18 protein-coding genes and 1 pseudogene are annotated in these 20,717 nt (G+C 64.8%); 13 read left to right on the top strand and 6 right to left on the bottom strand.

Going from position 1 to position 20,717, the window contains the following annotated elements; all coding sequences use genetic code 11:
* Positions 1-26 precede the first annotated feature (26 nt).
* Positions 27-368 carry a hypothetical protein gene (locus ACGFI7_RS10900; protein ID WP_393402080.1) on the top strand — a complete coding sequence of 114 codons (342 nt, stop codon included), beginning with the start codon at positions 27-29 and terminating at the stop codon, positions 366-368.
* A 101-nt stretch (positions 369-469) separates the two neighbouring features.
* Here ACGFI7_RS10900 and ACGFI7_RS10905 read toward each other — a convergent pair whose 3' ends face one another.
* A complete protein-coding gene (locus ACGFI7_RS10905) occupies positions 470-1,384 on the bottom strand; it encodes an NAD-dependent epimerase/dehydratase family protein (protein ID WP_393402083.1) in 915 nt (304 codons plus the stop codon).
* A 91-nt stretch (positions 1,385-1,475) separates the two neighbouring features.
* Here ACGFI7_RS10905 and ACGFI7_RS10910 point away from each other — a divergent pair, with 91 nt between their 5' ends.
* The 5 genes from ACGFI7_RS10910 to ACGFI7_RS10930 all read left to right on the top strand — a co-directional run bounded on the left by ACGFI7_RS10910 (position 1,476) and on the right by ACGFI7_RS10930 (position 10,261).
* Complete coding sequence (locus tag ACGFI7_RS10910; protein WP_393402085.1) at positions 1,476-1,952, top strand: MarR family winged helix-turn-helix transcriptional regulator; 477 nt, start codon at positions 1,476-1,478, stop codon at positions 1,950-1,952.
* 214 nt (positions 1,953-2,166) lie between these two features.
* On the top strand, positions 2,167-3,765 hold the full coding sequence (locus ACGFI7_RS10915) for an AAA family ATPase (protein ID WP_393402088.1): 1,599 nt from the start codon (positions 2,167-2,169) through the stop codon (positions 3,763-3,765).
* 874 nt (positions 3,766-4,639) lie between these two features.
* Positions 4,640-8,056, top strand: coding sequence for a LamG-like jellyroll fold domain-containing protein (locus tag ACGFI7_RS10920; RefSeq protein ID WP_393402090.1), 3,417 nt, complete (start codon positions 4,640-4,642; stop codon positions 8,054-8,056).
* Positions 8,053-9,315, top strand: a complete 1,263-nt coding sequence (locus ACGFI7_RS10925; RefSeq protein ID WP_393402092.1) for a hypothetical protein — start codon at positions 8,053-8,055, stop codon at positions 9,313-9,315. The genes ACGFI7_RS10920 and ACGFI7_RS10925 overlap by 4 nt, the downstream gene beginning before the upstream one ends.
* An 85-nt stretch (positions 9,316-9,400) precedes the next feature.
* Entirely contained in the window at positions 9,401-10,261 is an 861-nt protein-coding gene (locus ACGFI7_RS10930; protein ID WP_393402095.1) for a hypothetical protein, read from the top strand.
* A gap of 30 nt (positions 10,262-10,291) precedes the next feature.
* Here ACGFI7_RS10930 and ACGFI7_RS10935 read toward each other — a convergent pair whose 3' ends face one another.
* Positions 10,292-10,966, bottom strand: coding sequence for a transposase (locus ACGFI7_RS10935; protein WP_393402098.1), 675 nt, complete (start codon positions 10,964-10,966; stop codon positions 10,292-10,294).
* 23 nt (positions 10,967-10,989) lie between these two features.
* Between ACGFI7_RS10935 and ACGFI7_RS10940 the strand changes: the two genes are divergently transcribed.
* The 5 genes and pseudogenes from ACGFI7_RS10940 (at position 10,990) to ACGFI7_RS10960 (ending at position 16,076) form a co-directional block, all read left to right on the top strand.
* Positions 10,990-11,814: a hypothetical protein gene (locus ACGFI7_RS10940; RefSeq protein WP_393402100.1), complete on the top strand. Its 825-nt coding sequence runs from the start codon at positions 10,990-10,992 to the stop codon at positions 11,812-11,814.
* 412 nt (positions 11,815-12,226) lie between these two features.
* Positions 12,227-12,388, top strand: a pseudogene (locus ACGFI7_RS10945) (IS701 family transposase); the annotation flags it as partial.
* Between the two features lie 960 nt (positions 12,389-13,348).
* The gene (locus ACGFI7_RS10950; protein ID WP_393402103.1) at positions 13,349-14,221 is read left to right on the top strand and encodes a hypothetical protein; all 873 of its coding nucleotides are present in this window, start codon (positions 13,349-13,351) and stop codon (positions 14,219-14,221) included.
* A gap of 287 nt (positions 14,222-14,508) precedes the next feature.
* The gene (locus ACGFI7_RS10955; protein WP_393402105.1) at positions 14,509-15,087 is read left to right on the top strand and encodes a hypothetical protein; all 579 of its coding nucleotides are present in this window, start codon (positions 14,509-14,511) and stop codon (positions 15,085-15,087) included.
* 80 nt (positions 15,088-15,167) lie between these two features.
* Positions 15,168-16,076, top strand: coding sequence for a hypothetical protein (locus tag ACGFI7_RS10960; RefSeq protein ID WP_393402107.1), 909 nt, complete (start codon positions 15,168-15,170; stop codon positions 16,074-16,076).
* Between the two features lie 82 nt (positions 16,077-16,158).
* Here the strand turns inward: ACGFI7_RS10960 and ACGFI7_RS10965 are convergent, their stop codons facing one another.
* Together ACGFI7_RS10965 and ACGFI7_RS10970 are read right to left on the bottom strand one after the other, a co-directional pair.
* Positions 16,159-17,331, bottom strand: a complete 1,173-nt coding sequence (locus ACGFI7_RS10965; protein WP_393402109.1) for a methyltransferase domain-containing protein — start codon at positions 17,329-17,331, stop codon at positions 16,159-16,161.
* Positions 17,328-17,471 (bottom strand): hypothetical protein, encoded by a 144-nt coding sequence (locus ACGFI7_RS10970; protein WP_393402111.1) that lies wholly within the window; start codon positions 17,469-17,471, stop codon positions 17,328-17,330. Before ACGFI7_RS10970 ends, ACGFI7_RS10965 begins: the two co-directional genes overlap by 4 nt.
* 135 nt (positions 17,472-17,606) lie before the next feature.
* Here ACGFI7_RS10970 and ACGFI7_RS10975 point away from each other — a divergent pair, with 135 nt between their 5' ends.
* Positions 17,607-18,458, top strand: a complete 852-nt coding sequence (locus tag ACGFI7_RS10975) for a MurR/RpiR family transcriptional regulator (protein WP_393402114.1) — start codon at positions 17,607-17,609, stop codon at positions 18,456-18,458.
* Positions 18,459-18,553: 95 nt separating this feature from the next.
* Here the strand turns inward: ACGFI7_RS10975 and ACGFI7_RS10980 are convergent, their stop codons facing one another.
* Positions 18,554-19,189 carry an NAD(P)-dependent oxidoreductase gene (locus ACGFI7_RS10980; RefSeq protein ID WP_393402116.1) on the bottom strand — a complete coding sequence of 212 codons (636 nt, stop codon included), beginning with the start codon at positions 19,187-19,189 and terminating at the stop codon, positions 18,554-18,556.
* A 100-nt stretch (positions 19,190-19,289) separates the two neighbouring features.
* On the opposite strand from ACGFI7_RS10980, the gene ACGFI7_RS10985 reads away from it, so the two are divergent.
* Positions 19,290-19,730, top strand: a complete 441-nt coding sequence (locus ACGFI7_RS10985) for a MarR family winged helix-turn-helix transcriptional regulator (protein WP_393402119.1) — start codon at positions 19,290-19,292, stop codon at positions 19,728-19,730.
* Positions 19,731-19,750: 20 nt separating this feature from the next.
* On the opposite strand, the gene ACGFI7_RS10990 is transcribed toward ACGFI7_RS10985, so the two are convergent.
* Positions 19,751-20,704 (bottom strand): N-acetylglucosamine kinase, encoded by a 954-nt coding sequence (locus tag ACGFI7_RS10990; RefSeq protein WP_393402121.1) that lies wholly within the window; start codon positions 20,702-20,704, stop codon positions 19,751-19,753.
* Positions 20,705-20,717 lie beyond the last annotated feature (13 nt).

Consider the following 20,717-nt stretch of genomic DNA (forward strand, 5'->3'; position numbering starts at 1 on the left):
GTCGGCCGATCGCGTTCGCCGCGGGGGTGGACGGCGGGCTGGTCGATAAGCCATCGACTGAAGAAACTGGTCAAGGGCAAGATCGCGCTGTCTACGTCGACAGAAAAGGAGAGCGTTCTTTCTGGAAGGCGCACGTGAGACTCGGCGCCGCTTATCTAGTCGCGGTGGATTGTGTGGGGGCGGAGCGCGATCTGGTCCTCAGGGGAGACAAGGTCTGTAACTTCGTCCGCCCATGTGCCGCCGGCTCCACCGCTTATTTCGTCGACGACTATCCGCCGAAGCGGCTGAAGACTTATGAAATCCAGGTGCAGGCGCCTCCGGGGGCCGCTTGGGCCGTCATGGTGACCCGGCGACGCTCGGTCGAATGACTCTCCGGGTCGGCTGGAAAGTCGAACAGGGTGCCCCGGGGGCCGTGCCCCTTGCTCGTCGGGGCCGATCGCGGGCAGACCACATGCGCACCTGACTGATCTCAGTCCTTGGTGAGCTCGTTCTTGATCCAGTCCAGTACAGAGGTGTGGCGAGGTCGCCAGCCGAGTTGGGCGCGGGCGCGCTCGCCTCGGACCCGGCTGTTGGAGCCGAGTGCGAAGACGGCGGCCTCGTAGCCCCACTCGTGGATCGCGGCGTTGATGTTCCAGGCCTCGGCGGATCCCAGGCCCAGCGCCTCGGCGATGGCGGCGGTGATGTCGGCGAACGACGCCTCACCGTTCTCCACGAAGTAGAACGACCCGGCGGGGGCCGCGTCGAGCGCGAGCAGATAGAGATCGGCCACGTCGTCGAGGTGGACGTTCGACCAGATGTTGCGGCCGGCCCCGATCCTGCGGACGGTCCCGCTCTTGTGCGCCTGCCGGGCCAGGGCGGGGATCTGCACGCTGTCGCGGCTCAGCCCACGACCGTGGCCGTAGATCAGGGTGTTGCACAAGACCACCGACCGGATCTTTCGGCTGGAGGCGGCCAGAACATACCGGTCGATCGCCACCCGGGCTTCCTTGTCATCGGCCGGCCGCCACGACGACTCCGCATCGAAAATCTCCTCCCCGAAGATCTCGCCGGACGGCTCTCCTCGGGAATCGGTGCCCACGATGCTCGACCCGCTGGTGTGCAGCAGCGGCTTGCCCGAGCCCGCGAGCGCCTCCACCAGCGCTTCCACGGCACCTCGGTGGTCGCTGTCGGCGGCGTTGACGACAGCGTCGGCGGCCCGCGCCTGCTCGGCGAGAAGGCCCTGATCCTCCAGGGTCCCCAGGACCGGGGTCACGCCCAGGCGTTCGAGCATCCGCGCCTTCTCGGGGCTGCGGGCCAGGCCGGTGACCTGGTGGCCGGTCCGCAGCAGCCGGTCGGCGACGGAGCCGCCGATGTATCCGGTGGCGCCGGTGACGAAGACACGCATGAGCCCTCCATGTACGTACAACATATGCTTATGCATAGATTGCATAAGCATGGAATTCGTGTCAAACTGATCCCTCCAGGGAGGATGAACAATGCCGCAGGTCACCGGACGCGTCCCGCGCATCGAACTGCCGTCGGACCTCGAAAGCCGTTGGCAGGCGTTGAGACGGCTGGAAGTCACCGTCCAGGAGGCACTGGACCGTGCCCTGCAGAACGAGCACGGCCTGTCCGTCTCCGAGTACACCGCCCTCGCGGCGCTGGCCTACTCCGACGACGGCGGTCACCTGCGCCAGCAAGTCCTGGCCGACGCGATCCCGCTCCAGCAGAGTTCGGTCAGCCGCCTGGTCGCCAGGCTTGAGCGGATGAGCCTGACCGAACGTTTCCACTGCCCGACCGACCGGCGCGGGGTCTACACCCAGATCACCGATCGCGGCCGCGAAGTCGTCACCGCGGCACGCACAACCTATGTCAACGTCCTCCGCCAGACTCTTGCCGACATCAGCGGCGATCGAGAACTGGCCGCCCTGGTCGAGTACCTCCACCGGGACACGGGCCCGCCAAGCTCGTAAGGCGTGACGTAGCCGGGTCCTGATCATGGCCGGCAGCCGGATCTGTCCCTCTTCCACGCGCGGGTCGTCCTGCTCCGCCCGGCTTGCCAGAGCGCCCCGTCCAGGCTCAGGTGGTGCGACGTCCTCCAGCATGGTGTGTGGACGTGACCTGTTCGCCGTGCGAATGACCGATGATTCCTTACTCAGCGCAAAGTGAAAATGACATCATGTGACCATGCGTTCGCCCCGAGCCAAGTACTTCAACACCACCGGGCCGTGTGATCCCCAGCGCCACTACATGCTGCCTCCCACGCCGCGGCTTCCCGAGGCGCGGACGCTGGTCGACATGGACCGCTACTTCGTGGTCCACGCACCCCGGCAGACCGGCAAGACGACCGCGCTGGAAGCCCTGGCTGCCGAAATCACGGCCGAGAGCGATACTGCCGCTCTGCTGTTCTCCTGCGAGCGAGCCAAGGCTGCCGGTGACGACTACGCGGTTGCTGAGGAGATTTTGCTGAGGGCCCTCCGTCAGGCCGCTGATTGGTCGGGCTGGCCGGAGGAACTGCTGCCGCCAGACCCGCCGCCGCAGGCGCCGCCGGGCACCCGGTTCGATTCGGCGCTGACCGAATGGTGCCACCGCAGCCCACGCCGGGTGGTGTTGTTCCTCGACGAGATCGACGCCCTGCAGGGCAACAGCCTGGTCAGCATCCTCAGCCAGCTCCGCGACGGCCACAACGCCCGGCCCACAGGGCGCCCGTTCCCGGCGTCCGTGGTGCTGTGCGGGCTGCGTGACCTGCGCGACTACAAGGTCGCCTGTGGCGGCGACCCCGGCCGGTTCAACGCGGCGAGCCCGTTCAACATCGTCGCCGAGTCGCTGCGCCTGGGTGACTTCTCCGCCGATCAGATCGGCGAGCTGTATGGTCAGCACACCGAGGCGACCGGGCAGGAGTTCACCAAGGACGCGGTCGACCGGGTCTTCGAGCTGACCCAGGGCCAGCCGTGGCTGGTCAACGCCTTGGCCCACGAGATCACCGTCAAGATGGGGGTGACCGATGCCGTCACCGCCGCTCAGGTGGAGACGGCCAAGGAGCGGCTGATCCGGGCGCGGGAGATCCACCTCGACGCGCTGGTGGCGCGGTTGCACGAGCCGCGGGTCAAGCGGGTGATCGAGCTGATCGTGGCCGGAGCGTGGCCGGGCACGGACGTGGCCTTCGACGACGACGTCTCCTACGTGCACGACCTGGGCCTGATCCGGAGCACCAGAGACCTGGAGATCGCCAACCCGATCTACCGGGAGGTCCTGCTGCGGGTACTGGGCGATCGAGCGGAGCGGTTCGTCAAGGCCGATCCGCGGAGCTTCGTGCTTCCCGACGGCCGGTTCGACCTGCCCCGGCTGCTCCGGGAGTTCGTGGTGTTCTGGCGCGAGCACGGCGAGGTCCTCATCCGCCAGGAGAACTACCACGAGGCGGCCTGCCAGATCATCCTGATGGCCTTCCTGCACCGGCTGGTCAACGGCGGCGGGCAGCTCGACCGCGAGTACGCCGCCGGGACCAAGCGCCTGGACGTGCTGGTCCGCTGGCCCTACACCGGCCCCGACGGCGAACGCCTGATCCAGCGCGAGGCGATGGAGCTGAAGGTCTGGCGGGCCGGCAAGGACGACCCGCTGGCCGAGGGGCTCGCCCAGCTCGACGGCTACCTGGACCGGCTCACCCTCACCACCGGCGTCCTGGTGATCTTCGACCGGCGGCCCGAGGCCCCGCCCTGGAAGGAACGCGGCGCGTTCGAGCAGGCCGTCACGCCGTCCGGCCGGCAGGTCACCGTGCTGCGCGCATAATCCCGTTTCCGTACATGGCCAATGCGTTTTCCGTAATTATCGCCACAGACTGTGATCGTACTGTGCTATTTGAGTGAGCACTGCCCATAATAGGAAATTCGAATTACCAGTCACTAGGTGAGATATTCCCGTGAGGTTTCGGGTTTCAGTCCGCGAAGGTTACACATTTTATGGCCATTTTATTGTGATCTATGTCATATTGCTGACAGTGATCAACAAGCTGATGATCAGGGCCGACAAGCCAAACTCACTCTGATTGAGGTTGTTTGTGGACGAGTTAGGCAAGTGGAAGAAGCGCGCAAACAGAACAAGCCGGTCGCCGTAGAGGACGCTTTCACCGAGACCTCCCGTACGTGGGCGTACCCGGACGGACATCTCACCACCGAGTCCTACTCAGGCCCGACCCAGCTCAGGCAGGGCGACGGCTCCTGGGCATGGATCGACCCCTCGCTGATCGAGCAGAACGGCGTGCTGCGGCCCAAGCTGGCCAAGTCGAGAGTGCGCCTGTCGACGGGCGGTTCCGGCCCGTTCGCGACCATGGTCCTCGACCGGAGTCGCTCGTTCGGCCTTTCCTGGCCGACGGCGCTGCCGAAGCCGACGATCAAGGGCAACGTCGCGACCTACCCGGGCGTCGCCGACCCGGCGGGGGATCTGGTCGTGACGGCGCTCGCGACCGGGTTCCGGCACGACATCGTGCTGCGCGAGCGCCCCACCGCCCCGGTGGAGTTTCGCATCCCGGTCGAGGCCAAGGGTCTTGAGCTCTCGGTGACCAAGGCGGGCGGGCTCAACCTGAAGAGCGCCGGACGGTCAGCGCTCACCGGGCGCGGTGGGCAGGTCGAGATACTCCGGCACCGAGCAGGCCACCCGCACCCTGATGGCGTTCGACACCGCCCCGATCGCCGGGAAACAGGTGACCAACGCCACCATGCAGCTGCAGCTGCGCGAGGACGTGTTCAACTGCAGCGAGTTCCAGGGCATCGCCGCCCAGCGGATCACCGAGTCCTGGGTGGCCGACGACACCTACTGGGGCAACCAGCCCACCAGCACCGAGGAAGGCCGCGCCTCGATCGACCCGTGCGTGCTGCCCGGCACCAGCGGGGCGATCTGGAGCTGGAACCTGACCACGATGACGCGACTGTGGGCCACGGGCACGCCCAACCACGGTCTGCTGCTCAAGCTCACCCAGGAGAGCTCGACCCCGCTCAACTACGGCGAGGACTTCCTGTTCTGGCCGCAGTTGTTCAATCAGGGCGTGCTGCCGAAGCTGAGCGTGGACTGGGTGCTGCCGCCGGCGATCCCCACCGTGACCGCCGAGTCCATCGACTCGATGGACGGCAACGACGCGATCGCCCGCAGCACCAACGTCAAGGTGACCTACAAGTCCAGCGTGCCCGAGGCGACGCCGCTGAACTACACGGTGACGGTCAACGACTCCACCATGGCCCCACCGGCCGCCGAACTGCCCGGGGGTGAGGCCGCGTACTGGAAACTGGACGAGACCTCCGGCACGGCCGTGACCGACTCTTCGGGCAACAACCGCAACGCCACCCTGACCGGCGCGCACACCCGCACCCCGGGTCAGCTCGGGCAGGCGGTGAACTTCACCGGAGGCCACGCCGCGACCAGCGGCCCGGTCATCAACACCAACCAGAGCTTCACGGCGAGCGCCTGGGTGCGCCTGGACAACAGCACGCAAGAGCAGACCGTACTGTCCCAGATGGGCACCAATTTGCCTGGGTTCGCGCTTTCCTATCAGACGTCCACGGCTCCGGAGTACGATCAGCGCTGGACGCTGTCCATGATCAACCAGGACATCCCGGACAGCATTCACGAGACCGTCATCCAGTCGGAGCATCTGGCCAAGATCGGCGAGTGGACGCACGTGGCCGCCCAGTACGACAAGGACGCAGGCAAGATCTGCCTGTATGTGGACGGCGTGCTGGCCGGCGAGCGGGACCACACCGTGAGCTGGAACGCCCGGGGCGCCTTCGAGATCGGCCGTGCACGCGTCCTCGGCGGAAGCCTGAAGGGATCCGTGGACGACATCCACGTCTACCAGCGGGCGCTCAGCGCGAACGAGCTGCGTGCCTTGGTCGGCGTGCCCGGCACCACCTCCCACAACAACATCCCGTCGGGGCAGGTGCTGGACAAGGTCTTCACGCTGGACAACCCGGCCAGCTTCAAGTTCGTGGTGAAGGCCTGCCGCGCCGGCGTGACGCCGCCCTCGTGCAACGAGAGCCCGGCGTACCGGATCACCTCCGACGCCCCGGTGCTGCCCTCGGACACCGACACCGGCATGGCCGACCCGACCCAGCCGATCCTCTCGGGCATGGTCAACCGGCCCTCCGGCGGGCCGGTCACGGCCAAGTACTACCTGTACGACAACACCGGCGCTCCCGTCGGCTCCGCGCCCCTGGGCAGTCGTACGGTCAACGGCGGCGAGCGGGCCTCTTTCCAGGTTCCGGCCAATACGGTACAGCCGGGCAGCACCTACAAGTGGCAGATGACCGCCTGTGTGACCGCTCCCCAGGGCGAGGACCCGGGGACTGATCCCGACCCTGACCCCGACCCGACACCCACGCCCACACCGGATCCGGACCCCGATCCCACGCCCACTCCAACACCCACACCGTCGGGCCTGGTCGCCGCCTACGGCATGAACGAAGGCAGCGGCACCACCGTCAACGACGCGACAGGCACCAACGACGGCATCGCCATCGACACCTCGTGGGTCAACGGCAAATACGGCAAGGCCCTGTCCTTCGACGGCATCTTCAGCCTGGTCACCGTCGAGGACAGCCCGTCTCTTCGGCTGGACACCGGTTTGACGCTCTCGGCCTGGGTGAAGCCGTCGAGCGTGGACAACTGGTACACCGTCATGGGCAAGGACCTCGCCACGTTCGACGACCTCTCCTACGCCCTGTACGCCTCCAGCGGTTTCACTCCTACCGGCTGGCTGACGACGGAGAACGAGCCGGTCCGGGTGGATGGCACGGACTCGCTTCCGGTGAACACCTGGAGGCACCTCGCCGTCACCTACGACGGCAGCAAGGCTCGCCTCTACCTCAACGGCGCCCAGGTGGGTGAGGAGTCCGCGTCCGGCGCCCTACGGGACGACGGCGGCGACTTCCACATCGGTGGCAACACCATCTACGGCGAACTCTTCGACGGCGTCATCGACGAAGTCCGCGTCTACAACCGTGCGCAGACGGCCGCCGAAATCACTGCCGACATGAGTACCCCCCTTGGAGGTACGAGCACTGTCGCGGCGGCTGTCATGAAGCGCACCGCAGCGACGACGGCGGGTGATGGCGGAGAGGTCTGCACGCCCAAGACGGCGCCACTCAACTTCACCACGCCCGGCACGCCGCCAACAGACCCAGAGGAAGATGTCCGGCAGCTCACGCTGGGTAAAGACAGCTTCGTTATCAAGACTGTCAAGACCGATCCGACCGCTTGCAACGGTGATTCGTGCACGGTGACCGATTCAACCGTCATGCAGATGGGCGGTACGGCAGCAGATAAAACGGCAACAGCTCTGGGGTTCAAGCTGGACGAGCTTCCTGATGGAGCGACTGTGTCGGACGCCATTCTTAAACTGGGAACGCCTGTATGCCCGGCCGGCACATGCTCCTCGGATGCGTCGATCATGGTGACACCGTTGAAGAGTCCAGTCACCGGAGAAACTCAAGGGCCGGATCTGGCGACGGATATCGACGACAGTGTTACTCCGTACTCTCTGCCCCTGAGTGATCCGCAAGCGGATATCGCGGGAAGCGAATACCAGTGGCTGATGCTGACGTCCGACTCCGATATGGTCGTGCTATTCGGTGATCTAGCTGCGGGCGAACAACCTTCTGTCGAACTGACTTATCTCATGGCCGGGCCTCCCAGCGAGGTCCTCAATCTTTCAATCTCCCCGGGAGACGGAAGCGCTGTGGTCAGTTGGGGGCTTCCTGAAAGTAATGGAAGTTTCGCGATGCTGGATGGCTACGACTTGGAGATCGTGGACTCTGCCGGAGTAGCAACAAAGACGATGGAAGTAAAGGAGGCGTTCGCAGCGGTCGGAGGGCTGGTCAATGGCGAAACGTATACGATACGGGTCCGCTCCAAGACGGTCTACGGTACTAGTGACTGGGAGGCTGCTACCGTTACTCCGCAACCGGTTCCCCCCCTGCGCAGGATCCGACTGCATCGTGCGTTCTGGAATTCGGTGCCAGTTCCGCAGCCGCTGATAACTCGGCTAGGTCGATGTCAGGATCGGGTGCCGAGGTATACATCGACAGAGTGAAGAAGTATTACGAATCACAGGATGTCGTCCTAGAGGGACGAGCAGAAAGCATATGGGACGTCCCAGGTGTGGCTTCCGATGCGCCTAGTACAGCCAAGCTGTCCCTGCTGAACGCGCAATTGATCGAGTCGCGCGAGGATCTCGAGCTGAGCGGACGTGTCCGCACGGCCTCGGTTGTCACCCTCAGTGAGGTGGCTGTCCACCCCGGTTCCAGCGGTCGTGTTCATGTGACGGCAAAGGTCAGGCGGACGTGGACACTCCAAGAATTAGAATCTGCGGAGGTGGGAAAGGCTCGCTCGCGTAGCATGGCACCGGCTGGCGTGGTGGAGCCGGACGAGTCCACGATCTCCGTGCATGTATTCGATCGATGCGGCAATATGACTATCATCCAGGCGCCGAACCCCGCATACGAGGATTCAACGGATCATGGTGATGCATGTGGCGCGGGAGCCAAGGGTGGGTTCGTGGAGCCTACCCAGCGCATTGCATCCGCGCAGCCATGCGGGGGAAGCGGCGGATCCGGTGGGCCAGGCAGTTGTTCCGCCGCCGGGCTGAGTATTTACTGTGAAGTGAATCAGAAGCTCGGGCGAAAAAACTGGTGGCTGCTTACCTCGATCTGGTCGACATGGAGCCGGCCAACGCAATATGGCGACCTTGAGCCCATGCAGAGGTGGGGGCTTGATAAATTCCAGAACTATATGTTCGCGTATCCGCAGAACAAGAAGTACTGGAACACGAAGTTCGCCAAGAAGTTCCTGAGTGCGCTGAGAAGCAAGGACGGTAGGTTGGAGCTCACGGCCGCATCCTGCTTCCGCCACAACCTGGCGCACGCTGAAGCTACCACCGGAGTGAGCGTAGGGGGCGCTGAGAGTTCGATAAGCAATGATATTACGCTTATTCACGACCAAGAGGATAAATGTTCGAAGCGAGGGGAGAAGAACGTCGATAAGAATCATCCTTCGGTCGTGCATGATGTGGCTTCCGCTCCGCAAATCGTCGCTGAATGCAAGACTCCCTATCTCGGTCACTGCAATATCGATCGACTTACGCACTCCATGACCGGCGTCCTTCGAGCTGGGTTCTCGTATGCCGACACGGATGCTGAAACCGGAAAGAAGATAAGCCGGAAGTACTCAGTTAAGGCGCAGCACTCGTTCCGCTGCGATGTCCGCCGGTTTCAGACGATCCTCAGTGTCATCGTATTAGAGCCAGTAGGCTGCGCTGGTAGACCCGACCCGCTGTATGGCGGGCTGAACTAGATACGGAGGACCCGAAGGGTGAGAAGCGTGCATCGCCATTCTTCTCACCCTGTCCCTTTTCGCTTAAAATCGCGAGGACTCTATTATGCATATTGTCTATAAGCGCCGGATGTATTGGCTCGCACCCATCGTATTAGCGGTGTTTGTACCTGCTATGGTCGCCGTCGTCATCACGCAGAGGACGGGGCCATGGGAAAATTATGCCAACGCTGATCGGGTGCATCTGGTCCTCGTCAATGCGTTTGCGGTTTCACATCCAGGCCATTACGTAGATCACTGGCAGACGCCTAATGTGGAACCCGAAATTGAGCCTGACAGTGGAAGGATTCCGCTGATCGTGAGTCCGCGCTCGCCCTATGTTCGGGGTACCGTACAGTCGCATAGTAAAGATCTTTCTATGATTCTTGGCGGCGCGGGTGAGATTCTAATTCCGCAACTAAAGGGTTCCAAGACATCGCACGCGATAAGTGCCATGAGTCATGGTGGCGAAGATGTAGATGTGACGAGTACGGCTTTAAGCGATATTAGCGAATCCATGCTCGCCACCGCTGTTGTGAGATTAAAGTCGCCGATTTCCGAGGAGGATATTTCGGCGGATCTGCTCGCCTGGGTTGACACGATACTTTTTGATATGCAAGCTGAGAACGGGAGCGCGCTGATATCGTGGTCGCGTGCCACTTGCGATTCCAGAGGCTTCTCCGACTGTGAGCAACCTGCGAGCTCGTCGCTCACCCAACAATTCAAGAAGTGGGTCTCGCTGCTTCAGGAAGACGACGCAGCCGGTCTTCAGGCTTTCGGGCTGAACCTTGATGAGCTACGCGCCCACGCCCGGGCGGGCCTGCTCGAAGGGTTCGTCATTACTGCGCATCCTTCGATACTTCAAAAAATTGTCAAAGATGAGAACGTTCAGGAGGTGCGGCTTACTGATGTGCTGCTCGATGTCTGATTGAGATCTGGCTATCGCGGCTCTTCGAAGTTAAGCGGGAATGGCACGGTTTCGGCTCCCTCGTGTGGTCGCGCAGCGTGACCGCAGGCGCTGGTTGGCCGGGTTGCGGAAGCCGTATGCGCAGCGGGCTTCGAGCTTGATGACTCGGTTGGTGCCCTCGCTCTTGGCGTTGGTGATCCCGGTGAGCAGGAACGCCTCGATCTCGTTCCACCAGGAGGCGACGGTCTCGGCGAGGGTGACGAGTTCGGGCAGGTAGGGATGGTCGGCGCACCAGATGTAGAAGGCGTGCAGGCGGTGGGCGATTGTCGAGCGGGCGGGGTTGGTGCGGGCCAGGGCGAGCAGGTGTCGCAGTTTCTCCTTGGCGTGCCAGCCGGCCAGGAGGTGTCGGCCGTAGGTTCCGATCCTGGTCAGGTCGCGTTCCAGGATGGCGATCTGCTCGTCGGTGAGGTCTTCGCGGTTGGAACGCAGCAGCCGCCGGTGGTCGTATTCGGGATCTCCTGTTCGGCCGCGGTGCTCACGCATCTTCCAGGTCAGGGGGCGGCGCAGGTCGGCGAGCTTGCCGTTGGCCAGCTGCACGAGGTGGAAGTGGTCGACCACGATGATCGTGTGGGGCAGGGCGGCGCGGATGGCGCAGCGGAAGGTCTGGCGCATGTCGATCGCCACGTGGGTGAGCGCCGTTCGCCATGCCTTCGGGCGGGCGTTCAACCAGGCCAGCTTCAAGTTCGTGGTTGAAGGCCTGCCGCGCCGGCGTGACGCCGCCCTCGTGCAACGAGAGCCCGGCGTACCGGATCACCTCCGACGCCCCGGTGCTCCCCTCCGACACCGAGACCGGCATGGCCGACCCGACCCAGCCGATCCTCTCGGGCATGGTCAACCGGCCCTCCGGCGGGCCGGTCACGGCCAAGTACTACCTGTACGACAACACCGGCGCTCCCGTCGGCTCCGCGCCCCTGGGCAGCCGTACGGTCAACGGCGGCGAGCGGGCCTCCTTCCAGGTTCCCGCCAACACGGTACAGCCGGGCAGCACCTACAAGTGGCAGATGACCGCCTGCGTGACCGCTCCCCAGGGCGAGGACCCGGGGACTGATCCTGATCCCGATCCTGACCCCGATCCGACACCCACGCCCACACCGGATCCGGACCCCGACCCCGACCCCACGCCCAATTCGCCCGAATACAGTTTCAGCTTTTCTCTCCCCGTGAGTCGCGCAGTCGGGGGTGAGTGTCACGAGACTAAGCTGACGAACAATCTCGAGAACGCCAAGACGACCGTAGTTCGTAGCGAACCTGAGGTTACTGCCGAGTGTAGTACGAGCCCACTCATCGGCTATTGTGCACTGACTCGCTTCGGGCATCACTTCCGCGGGGTCTTGAAGGCCGAGTTCAAACTTTCGGGAGTGAAGTACACCGTGATGGCTGACCATTCGATCGTATGTCACACGGAACGTAGATTCGTTGTAGAGGTCGGATGGATCTGGCATAAAAAGAACGAGGGGATAGGGTGTCGGCCCAGGCGCGGTCAGTTGATTGCGCATGCGGTTTCTGATGCATAGGTCTCACCGGAACTCGACCATGCTGCAATAGGAAGTCCGGAGGTGCTCGGAAATATTCGAGTGCCTCCGGATCTGTTGGTCGCTAAGCTTTTTTGTGCTAGGCATTGAATAGCGATGATTACGCCTGCCAGTGCGCTATCCAGGTCGCTGGCATACAAGCAATCGATCCAGCTTATGAATAGCTGTTGTGTGTGGAGGAGGGTCTTCAGATGGAGGTCGGTTTTTCTCTGCTGGTGCTGCTGGCCGTACTCGGAATAGTGTGCTTTGTGGTGCTGTTCTGGATTTCGTACTGGGTCGTTCGGCTGGCTATTAGGCATGAGAAGAGGAGGCGTGCTGGCATCGAAGGGCCAGGCAAATGTGATTCTTAGTACTACAACCCGACTTTGTTGCTTTTGCTTGTAGGGTACGGGTTGTGGTGACCGCTGATGATCTGCAGATATGGGTGTCCGGGCTGGACGCGCTGTTCGCGCGGGTGGCAGGCCGGTTCGGCAGAGTGGAGCCTCGCCGTCAAGCGCGGGCATATGTGATGGGACTGCTGGCGCCGGTGGAGCGGAAGAACGGCTGGCAACTGGCGGCTGAATAGCCGAGGCCGGCGCCAGGCGTAGTCAGCCAGGCATGCTTGACAGGGCGACCTGCATTTTGCCGAGACAGGAGTACGAGAGATTCCCATGCCTGCGAAGCTACGCGTCCTGTTGAGTGCGCTGCTCGTGTTCGGTGTCGCGGGGTGCGATGCGAACACACCGCCGGAGCGCAGCACTGCGGCCTCTGCCCCACCGGTGTCGTTCGAGCATTTAGAATTCGTGGTTCGCCTGGCTGCGGCCGTGACAAGCCCGCAACAGCATCCCAGTCCGGGTGCCGGAACGCTCACTCGACTTCCTGACGGCACCTATCGATTCACACCGCCACCGCAGGCGTCTTCTTCTCGTCGTCTCATCATCCTGGATGAGCGTGGCCGTGTGACCCGTATTGGGCGCGACCCCGATGACAAAACCATCAGAGCATTGGGAAGCTTCGGCAGAGGGCGGGCCGGCAACCTCTGGAGGCTCGCCGGCGGGCTTGGCTTGAAAGGTGGGAATGCTGTATGCAGTCGAGAGACAATGCTCGGAAGTTAGCCGTTATTTTTATGGGGGCACAAGCTGGAGTTGCTCTTCTCGGTCTAACGGTGAAGATGTACATAATCCTCACAGGTCATATAGTGTTCTGGGGGTTATCTGTTCTGCCTCCTGTGTCGGTCTTTGTTCTTGAGGAAGGCATACGAGATCGACGACAAGAAGACCAAGGCCATGGAGATGCGAGCAGGTGCGTGTTACGAGCACAACCTCAGATCGACCGAAGTGAGCGCAGGTCTGGCGGTCGGCGCGGGTGAGGCTGGTGCTGAAGTAGGGCTCACTTACGGCCAGGTGCAGGGGGAAGAATGCATCGGGAGGGCGGAAAATAACTGGGCAGAGTCCCAGCCGAGCGTCGTCGCCGACAAAGCCAATAGCGCAGCAATCTGTTATGCTGTCTTGCTTATGTCAACTATGGAGATTGGTCGATGTCTAAGAATCGGAAATATGGAATTCTATTTACGGCGGTTATGTTTTTTGTGGTTGCCGTAGGCGGCATGGTGATCCCGCAGGTGGTCGGCCCGTGGGACGGATATGTCGACCCGGGTCGGGCCCGGCGGGTCCTGGTGAACGCGTTCGCCCTGGCGAACCCTGGTTACACAGTTGACTATTTCGGCATGGAGGACAGGAACTTCGACATACATCCCCAGGGTGGTGTGATCACGATTCCGCTCAGTGCCCGTGCGGCCTATATGCGGAGCTTGAATCATCAGTGGCACAGGTTTTCGACCGAGGTGAACCTCTCCTCCGACATGACTGTCCAGGCTCCTTCTCTGGCTGAGACGCCTACCACCATCGCCATAGATTCCTTCAGTGATGCTGCGGACACGACTGCTCGTACCTCGGGATATGCCAGAAAGATCCTGGCGGGTATGGATCAGCCTGTCGCTGTGACCGCAGTGGTGAAACTGAGAACCCCGCAGGCCGAGGAAGACCTCGTCCGTGACCTGCGCATGTGGGACAGCCGGATCGGCGCGGTCGTCCTCAGATCCGACGACAATCGCGCACAGCTACTTACCTGGGCTGGGGGTGCCTGTGGAGTGATGGGCTTCGACTGCGGCGATGCGGGAAACCTGCGTACGCGTCAGTTCCAGAAATGGGTCGCCTCGCTGACAGAGGAAGACGCTGACGCGCTCGCAGCTTTCGACATCGATCTGCCGTCACTCCAGGACAGCTCAACCGATCCTCTCGTGAGCGGTTTCGTCGTGACGGCCGCGCCGGCGGATATCCGAGAGCTCCAGGACAATCCGAAGGTGCAATGGATCCGGCTGACGGACATTGCGTTCGATTATGCCGAGTGATTTCATGTGCGCCCAGCGGCTCGCGGCGGGCCAGTTCGGCCACGCTCACCCGGCCACCATCGATTTTCCGGATCCGGATGTCGCCCCTGCGCCGGCACCACTCATCCAGCGTGCCCTGCGCCCCGCCGGGCGACAGTTCCTCGCCCACGGTGCGGTACCAGCGTTGCGCCGCGACATGATTGGTCTTCTCCACGCTGCCCTTGCGCCAGCCTCGCCGCGACGGGCAGATCCGCACGATCACCCCGTAATGCATGCAGTCGGCCTCCTGCTGGGATTACGAGCTCTTCGTGACGTCCAAGCACTGGCGAATCACCCCCTTCAGAAACTACGCTCGGCTGTATCCGACGAGCGGCGCGAAGTGGTCCTACCCCAACAACAAGGACAAGAATGCTCTTGCGACGTGCATCCGCAAAAACTCGGAACTGCAGCTGACAGCCACGGCCTGTTTCAGGAACGTCGAGTACAGCGGGGAGCTCAACGGTCAGGCGACCTTCGGCATCAAACCTGTGCCCAGTGCCGAAGGCGGAGTGGGCCTCAGCATCTCAGGAAAGGTAGAGACTCGCTGTAGGACGGAGAAAGAGAAGTGGCCGCACACGGAAGATGGGGTGACCATCAACCATGAATACGTGGATGCTGAGTGTGCGGAGCACTTGCTCAACCGCTGCTTCCTCGACGCCTACCAGCACGAGATAGCGGCGAAGCTGGATTTCAAGTGGTATACGACCACCAAGGAAAACGGGAAGACAGTCAAGCATCCACGCCATGAAACTGTCCGCATGTCCGCGAAATGCAACTGGATGAACCCATCAGGGGGTGTGTCCAATATGTCCAGCGACGACAGCTACAATTGCGCTCGCCGGAACTGACCGTCGGCTCTGCTAGTCAGGAGCAGTGGCCAGAGTGTGCGGTGGGTCTCGCCGCACACTCCTCCATCGAGGGAGACATCATGATCGGCGCCGGCAGTTTATGGAAGTGCGCAGCTGTCGCGGTGCTGCTCGCATTCCTGACCGGCTGTGAGTCCGACGGACCCGACGTCCATGCGGGCGAGGGGCGCGAGCACTTCTATGTCGTCGTCAGGAACGGGATCTCCGCCGCGAATCCCGAGTTCCGTTTCGTCGCTCTGGGCGTGCCGGAGCGCCCTGCCGATGAGCATCTTGTCCGGGTGGCGGCGGAGCCGCAGTGGGCCCGCGCTGGGGAGGAGCCTTATTCCGTCCAATCGTTCGACATCTATCGCGACATCCGTGGCAGCACCTTGATCTCTCCCGCCGGGACGTCCGACATCAACAAGCCGGTGTTCCCCGATACCCGGATGCGCCGGGTACTCCAGGGCCTCGGCGCGGAGAAGCAGCCCGACGACAGCGTCGGCCTGCTCGACCAGTTGGGCAACGGGGTCGCCGTGACGGCCGTCGTCGAACTACGCACACCGATGACCTCCGAACAGTACGAGAGCGCTCACGGAGTCCGTGGGGACAACATCCTCATCTCTTCCGGGCTGGCCGGCGACGTCCCCCTGTACTGGGACAGAACTCCGGCGTGCGAGGAACGGCGGGTGGCGCGCAACTGTGACGACCTGTCCCTCTTCGAGGAGTTCCGCGCGTGGGTGTCCCTGCTCCGCTCGGCCGACCAGAGCGTCCTGTCCGCTGTGGGGCTTCAACTGCCCAGCGTGCAGGAGGCCGCCGCACGTGGCCGCATCGTCGGGTACGTCGAGGACAACACTGCTCCGAGCGAGCTGCGCCGGCTCCTTCGCGACGAACGGGTCCGCGCCGTCCACGTCATCGACGCCCGGCTCAACTGTGAGTCCTCTTCCAGCATGCTGTGCGAGCCGGTTCTGTGGCCGACCGGCACCCTGCCCTAGACGGTCTTCGCCCATAGGCATGTGCCATGTCGCCCGGTCCGGAGCCGTCCTGCTCACGGTGCTTTCCGGACCGGGCGTCATGTCAGTTGCCGGACAAGCAGCCAGTCGGCGAGGGACCGGGCAGCGGGTTCTCCGGCCGGTCCAGCCAGATGCGCTGCCCGTCCGGCTCGATCGTCATGCCGAACCGGTCGTAGTCGGGCTCGCCCCAGTCCACCCACCGGAAGTAGGCGTCCGTGACCTCCTCCCACACGGGCCGGTCGCCGATCTGGACCACCTCGTACTCCTCCGAGTCCGGGCGCCAGATCGCCACCGCCCAGGAGTCCGGGTCGTGCGGATCGCTGACCCAGATGCGGTGGCGTTCCCCGTCCTCGTCGGGTTCGTCGCTGCCGTGGGCGGTGAGTCCGGTCATGGCACCGATGGCAAGGTCGGCGCCGGCCGGGGCGCAGGCGATGGTGCGGGGGTCGATGCGGGTGGTGAGGTGGTGTTTGTTCTCCGTCTCGTCGGGCTGCCGGCCCGGCACGGCACGCTGGGAACGCATCAGCATGTACGACGCGAGCCCGGGGAGCCTTCCCTGTGCCACGCCGGTGGGGGTGACCACGAGGCGGAGCTGGAAGTCGCTCTGGAAGCCCGGAGAGTACGGGGCCACCAGCACGGCTCCGGGTCTGGACTGCGAGATCCACGCGTACGGCACCGTACGGATCCCGCAGGTGACGTGCACGCGATCGAACGGCCCCCGCGAGGCGCAGCCCTGCGCCCCGTCGCCGACGATGAGATGTGGCTGGAACCCGGCCTCGCTCAGGTTCTTGGCCGCCCTTTCGGCGACGACCGGGTCCACCTCGATCGAGGTGACGTTCGCCGCGCCGACCAGGTGGCTGAGCAGGGCGGCGGTCCAGCCGGTGCCGGTGCCGATCTCCAGCACCCGGGTGCCCGGCTCCGGGTCGAGCAGTTCCAGGAAACGGGCGACGATGCCGGGTGCGGAGCATGACGACGTGGAAGTGCCTGAGGCGGTCCTGAGGTCGGTGGTCCCGTCGTCGAGCTGCGTGATGATGGGGATGTCGGAGTAGACCGCGTCCCACCAGTCGCGGGGATCGGCCTCGCGGTCGATGACCCGGGCGTCCTCGCCGTCGAAGCTCGCCAGGGCGACAGGCGGGACGAACAGGTGCCGGGGCACGGCCCGCATCGCGTCGGCGACCCGGCGGTCGAGGGGGGACAACTCCTGGATGAGCGCCTCCGCGCGGTCTCGTGCGCTGATCACTTCTTCTGTCCGCCCTGCTCGCCGCTTTTGGTGTGCTTGCCCTTCCCGCCGGGCCAGGTGTCGTCCGTCGACTTCCCCGGCTGGCCGGTGTCGGTGAGCGGCTCGTCCTTCTTCGGCTTGCCCGCGTGCTTTCCGCCCATGGCGTGGTCTCCTCTCGCAGCCTTGGTGACTCCAAGTGAGCGTCAGGTTACGACAAGGCGCGAAAACGTGATCTGGGCAAGATTTATTTTTTCCACCGGCCCACACGCGCCGGCGGTGAGCGTCATTATCACCGCGTGAAACTCCTCGGCCGGATCGGGACCGCCCGCCACGAGCTGCCCGACGCGCTGCGCAGGGTCGCCGACGCCATCCTGGAGAACCCCGCCGCGACCGCCCGCCTGACCATCGTGGATCTCGCCGGGCGCAGCGGCACCTCCACCGCCACCGTCACCCGCCTCTGCCGCGCTCTCGGCTTCGGCGGGTACGCCGAGCTGCGGATCGCCCTCGCCGCCGAGACGGGCAAGGACGATCTCCCGGCCGACGTCGGCCGGGAGATCCTGCCCGGTGACAGCCTGGAGAAGGTGCTGGGCGTGGTGGCGGGCAACGACGTCCGGCTCCTGCAGGAGACCGCCGACCAGCTCGACCTGGCGGCGGTGGAGAAGGCGGCCGAGGCCGTCGCGCGGGCCGGGCGGGTGCTGCTGTTCGGGGCGGCGGGCGGCGCGGCCGGTGAGCTGGAGCGCAGGCTGCAGCGCATCCGCGTCCCCACCTGGGGCAGGTCCGACGCGTACCGCGCGCTCGTCGACGCGGCGCTGCTCGGGTACGGGGACGTGGCCGTGGGCGTCTGCCACGGCGGCAGGACCCGTGAGGCGGTCCAGGTGCTGGGGGAGGCGAGTGGCCACGGCGCGACCACGGTGGCCGTGACCTCGAATCCTCGCTCACCGCTCGCCGAGGTGGCCGACCTGGTGCTGACCACGTCCGGCCGGGAGACGACGTTCAGGCCTGACGGGTTCGCGGCGATCCACTCGCAGCTGCTCGTGCTGGACGTGCTCTACGTCGCCGTCGCCCAGCGTACGCACGAGCGGACGAGACACGCTTTCGACGTCACCGCCAGGGCGGTAGCGAGCCACCTCCTCGTCCCGAAGGACTGACGGCCGGCCCCCTGCGTGGCTCCGTCTCCGCGCCGGCTCGCCGGTCAGCAGGCACGGGCACGCGCCGCCGCGCTGCCTCGGCTTCGGGCGACCGGTCAGTTCGCGACGAAGACGAACTGCCGGCCCAGGTCGTCTCGTTCGGCGATGTCCAGGAGTGCGGTGGCCATGTCGGGTGCGGTGATGCTGAATCCTCGCCGCAGGGGTGCGGCGGTGCCGATGCGGTAACCGCCGGTGCCTGCGCGGTCGCGGATGCGCGGCGCCCGTACCGTCGTCCACTGCGCGGCGCTCTCCCAGAGGACGATGTCCATGCGGCGCATGTCGTCGTACGTGGCGCCGAGGAATCGCTGTAACAACGGCAGGAGCACCCAGAGCTTGAACGGGGATTGGTGTGCCCAGTGGTCGGCGACCTCTGAGGAGATGGTCACGATCCGCGGCACTCCGTGCGCGCTCATGCCGTCGACCAGGTTGCGAGTGCCTTGCGAGTACAAGGTGGTGGGCTGCTTCGAGGTGCCGATTCCCACCGTGCTGATCACCGCGTCCACTCCTGCCAGCAGTGGGGCGACCGCCTCGACGTCCAGGATGTCTGCCGCCACGATCTGGAGAGAAGGATGCGCGGTGGTCAGTCCCTCTGGTCGGCGAGCGACGGCGGTGACCTCGTGCGCGCGGGCGAGTGCCTGGGTGACGACGTGCTGTCCCACGGTGCCCGTGGCTCCGGCGACCAAGATCCTCAAGTGTGCCTCCTCGCTCGTCGGGAACCGAGCTCTGCTAAACTCACATTCCCGATAAGGGATAGTCCCGTATCGGGATGATATCAGGGATGGAGGTCGCGCGGTGGAGAGCGATCCGGTCGTTCGGGTGCGTCAGGCCTTGCAGCGGCAGCTTGTCGCAGCGGTGCTGGGCAACGAGAGGGTCGCGCGTGCCCACGGTCTGCTCGTCACCGACCTGCAGACCTTGCACCTTCTCGTGCTGCGCGATGACGTGCGCACGCCGCGTCAGATCAGCGACACCACCGGGATGCCCACGAGCACCGTCACCAAGCTGATCGACCGTCTCGAAGCCGCCGGTTACGTGCGTCGCGCTCCCGACCCGTCGGATCGTCGCAAGACCGTCCTGGAGTTGGTGCCGGAACGCATCGCCCCGCTACGGGTGCTCTACGGCAAGACGGATCAGGAGTTCGACGCCCTCAGCGCGCAGTTCAGCCCGGACGATCTGGACACTGTTGCTCGGTATCTGGACGCGGTGAGTGACTTCTACCAGCTGGGCTCTTCCTGACGGACCGGTGAGTGCGGCGTTCACGGGCCGGTGAAGGCGGCGTGCACCGAAGCCGCGCTCTCCTCCGGCAGGTGGTCGTGGGCCGCCAGCCAGGCCGCCGCGCCCGCCGCGTCGCCCGCCGTGCGCACCTGCTCGCCGGCCAGCAGGTCCAGGACGCGGGAGCGTACGGGGCCGTCGTTGGTGAGGACGCTGCCCGCGAGGACCACCGGCCCTGAGACGTGCACCCGGCGGACCGTGGAGACCAGGTGGTCGGCGGCCTGGCGGGTGATGGCCAGGGCGGCGGGGTCGCCGTCGGCGGCGGCGCGGTTCACCGGGGAGGCGAGCTCGGCCAGCCGCATGTGGTCACGCTGGGCGAGGCGGACGAACCGGTCGGCGGTGTCACGCGCGGTGGCCCCGCGCGTGTCGCCGAGGAAGTGCCGCAGCACCAGTGCAGTCAGCTCGTCGGGGAAAACCATGTCGGGGGAGGACGCGTCGAGGGCGGCGGCGGCGTGCCGGGCGGCGGCGCGGCCGATCCAGAAGCCGGAGCCCAGATCGCCCAGCAGCCAGCCGAGCCCGTCGGCGATCCGGTCGATCCGGTGTGACCTGATGGCGGCCGCGACGGCGCCGGTGCCCGACAGCAGGAGTGAGCCGTCGGGCGAGGGGGTGCCGGCGGCGTAGGCGATCTCGACGTCGGCGGTGATCCGCGGGCCCGACGGGATGCCCAGGTCGGCCCAGGACTTGTCCAGCTCGGGGAGCATGCGCTCGACGTGTCCCGCGACCCCGGCGCGTGAGGCGACCACCCGGGAGCCGTCGTGGCCGGACAGGGCCTCGCGCAGCGCGCCGGTGATGGCGGCCACCGCCTTGTCCAGGCCGTGCGCGGTCGGGTTGCCCGCGCCCGCTCGCGCGTACCCGACCCGGACGCCGTCGAGCGTGTGGACCGCCACGCGGGTGGAGGTGGCACCGGCGTCGACCCCGACCACGAGCGAAAGTGTCACGATCAGATTGTGG

Origin of the sequence: Nonomuraea sp. NPDC048826 (assembly GCF_043198225.1) — a bacterium.
GTDB lineage: Bacteria > Actinomycetota > Actinomycetes > Streptosporangiales > Streptosporangiaceae > Nonomuraea.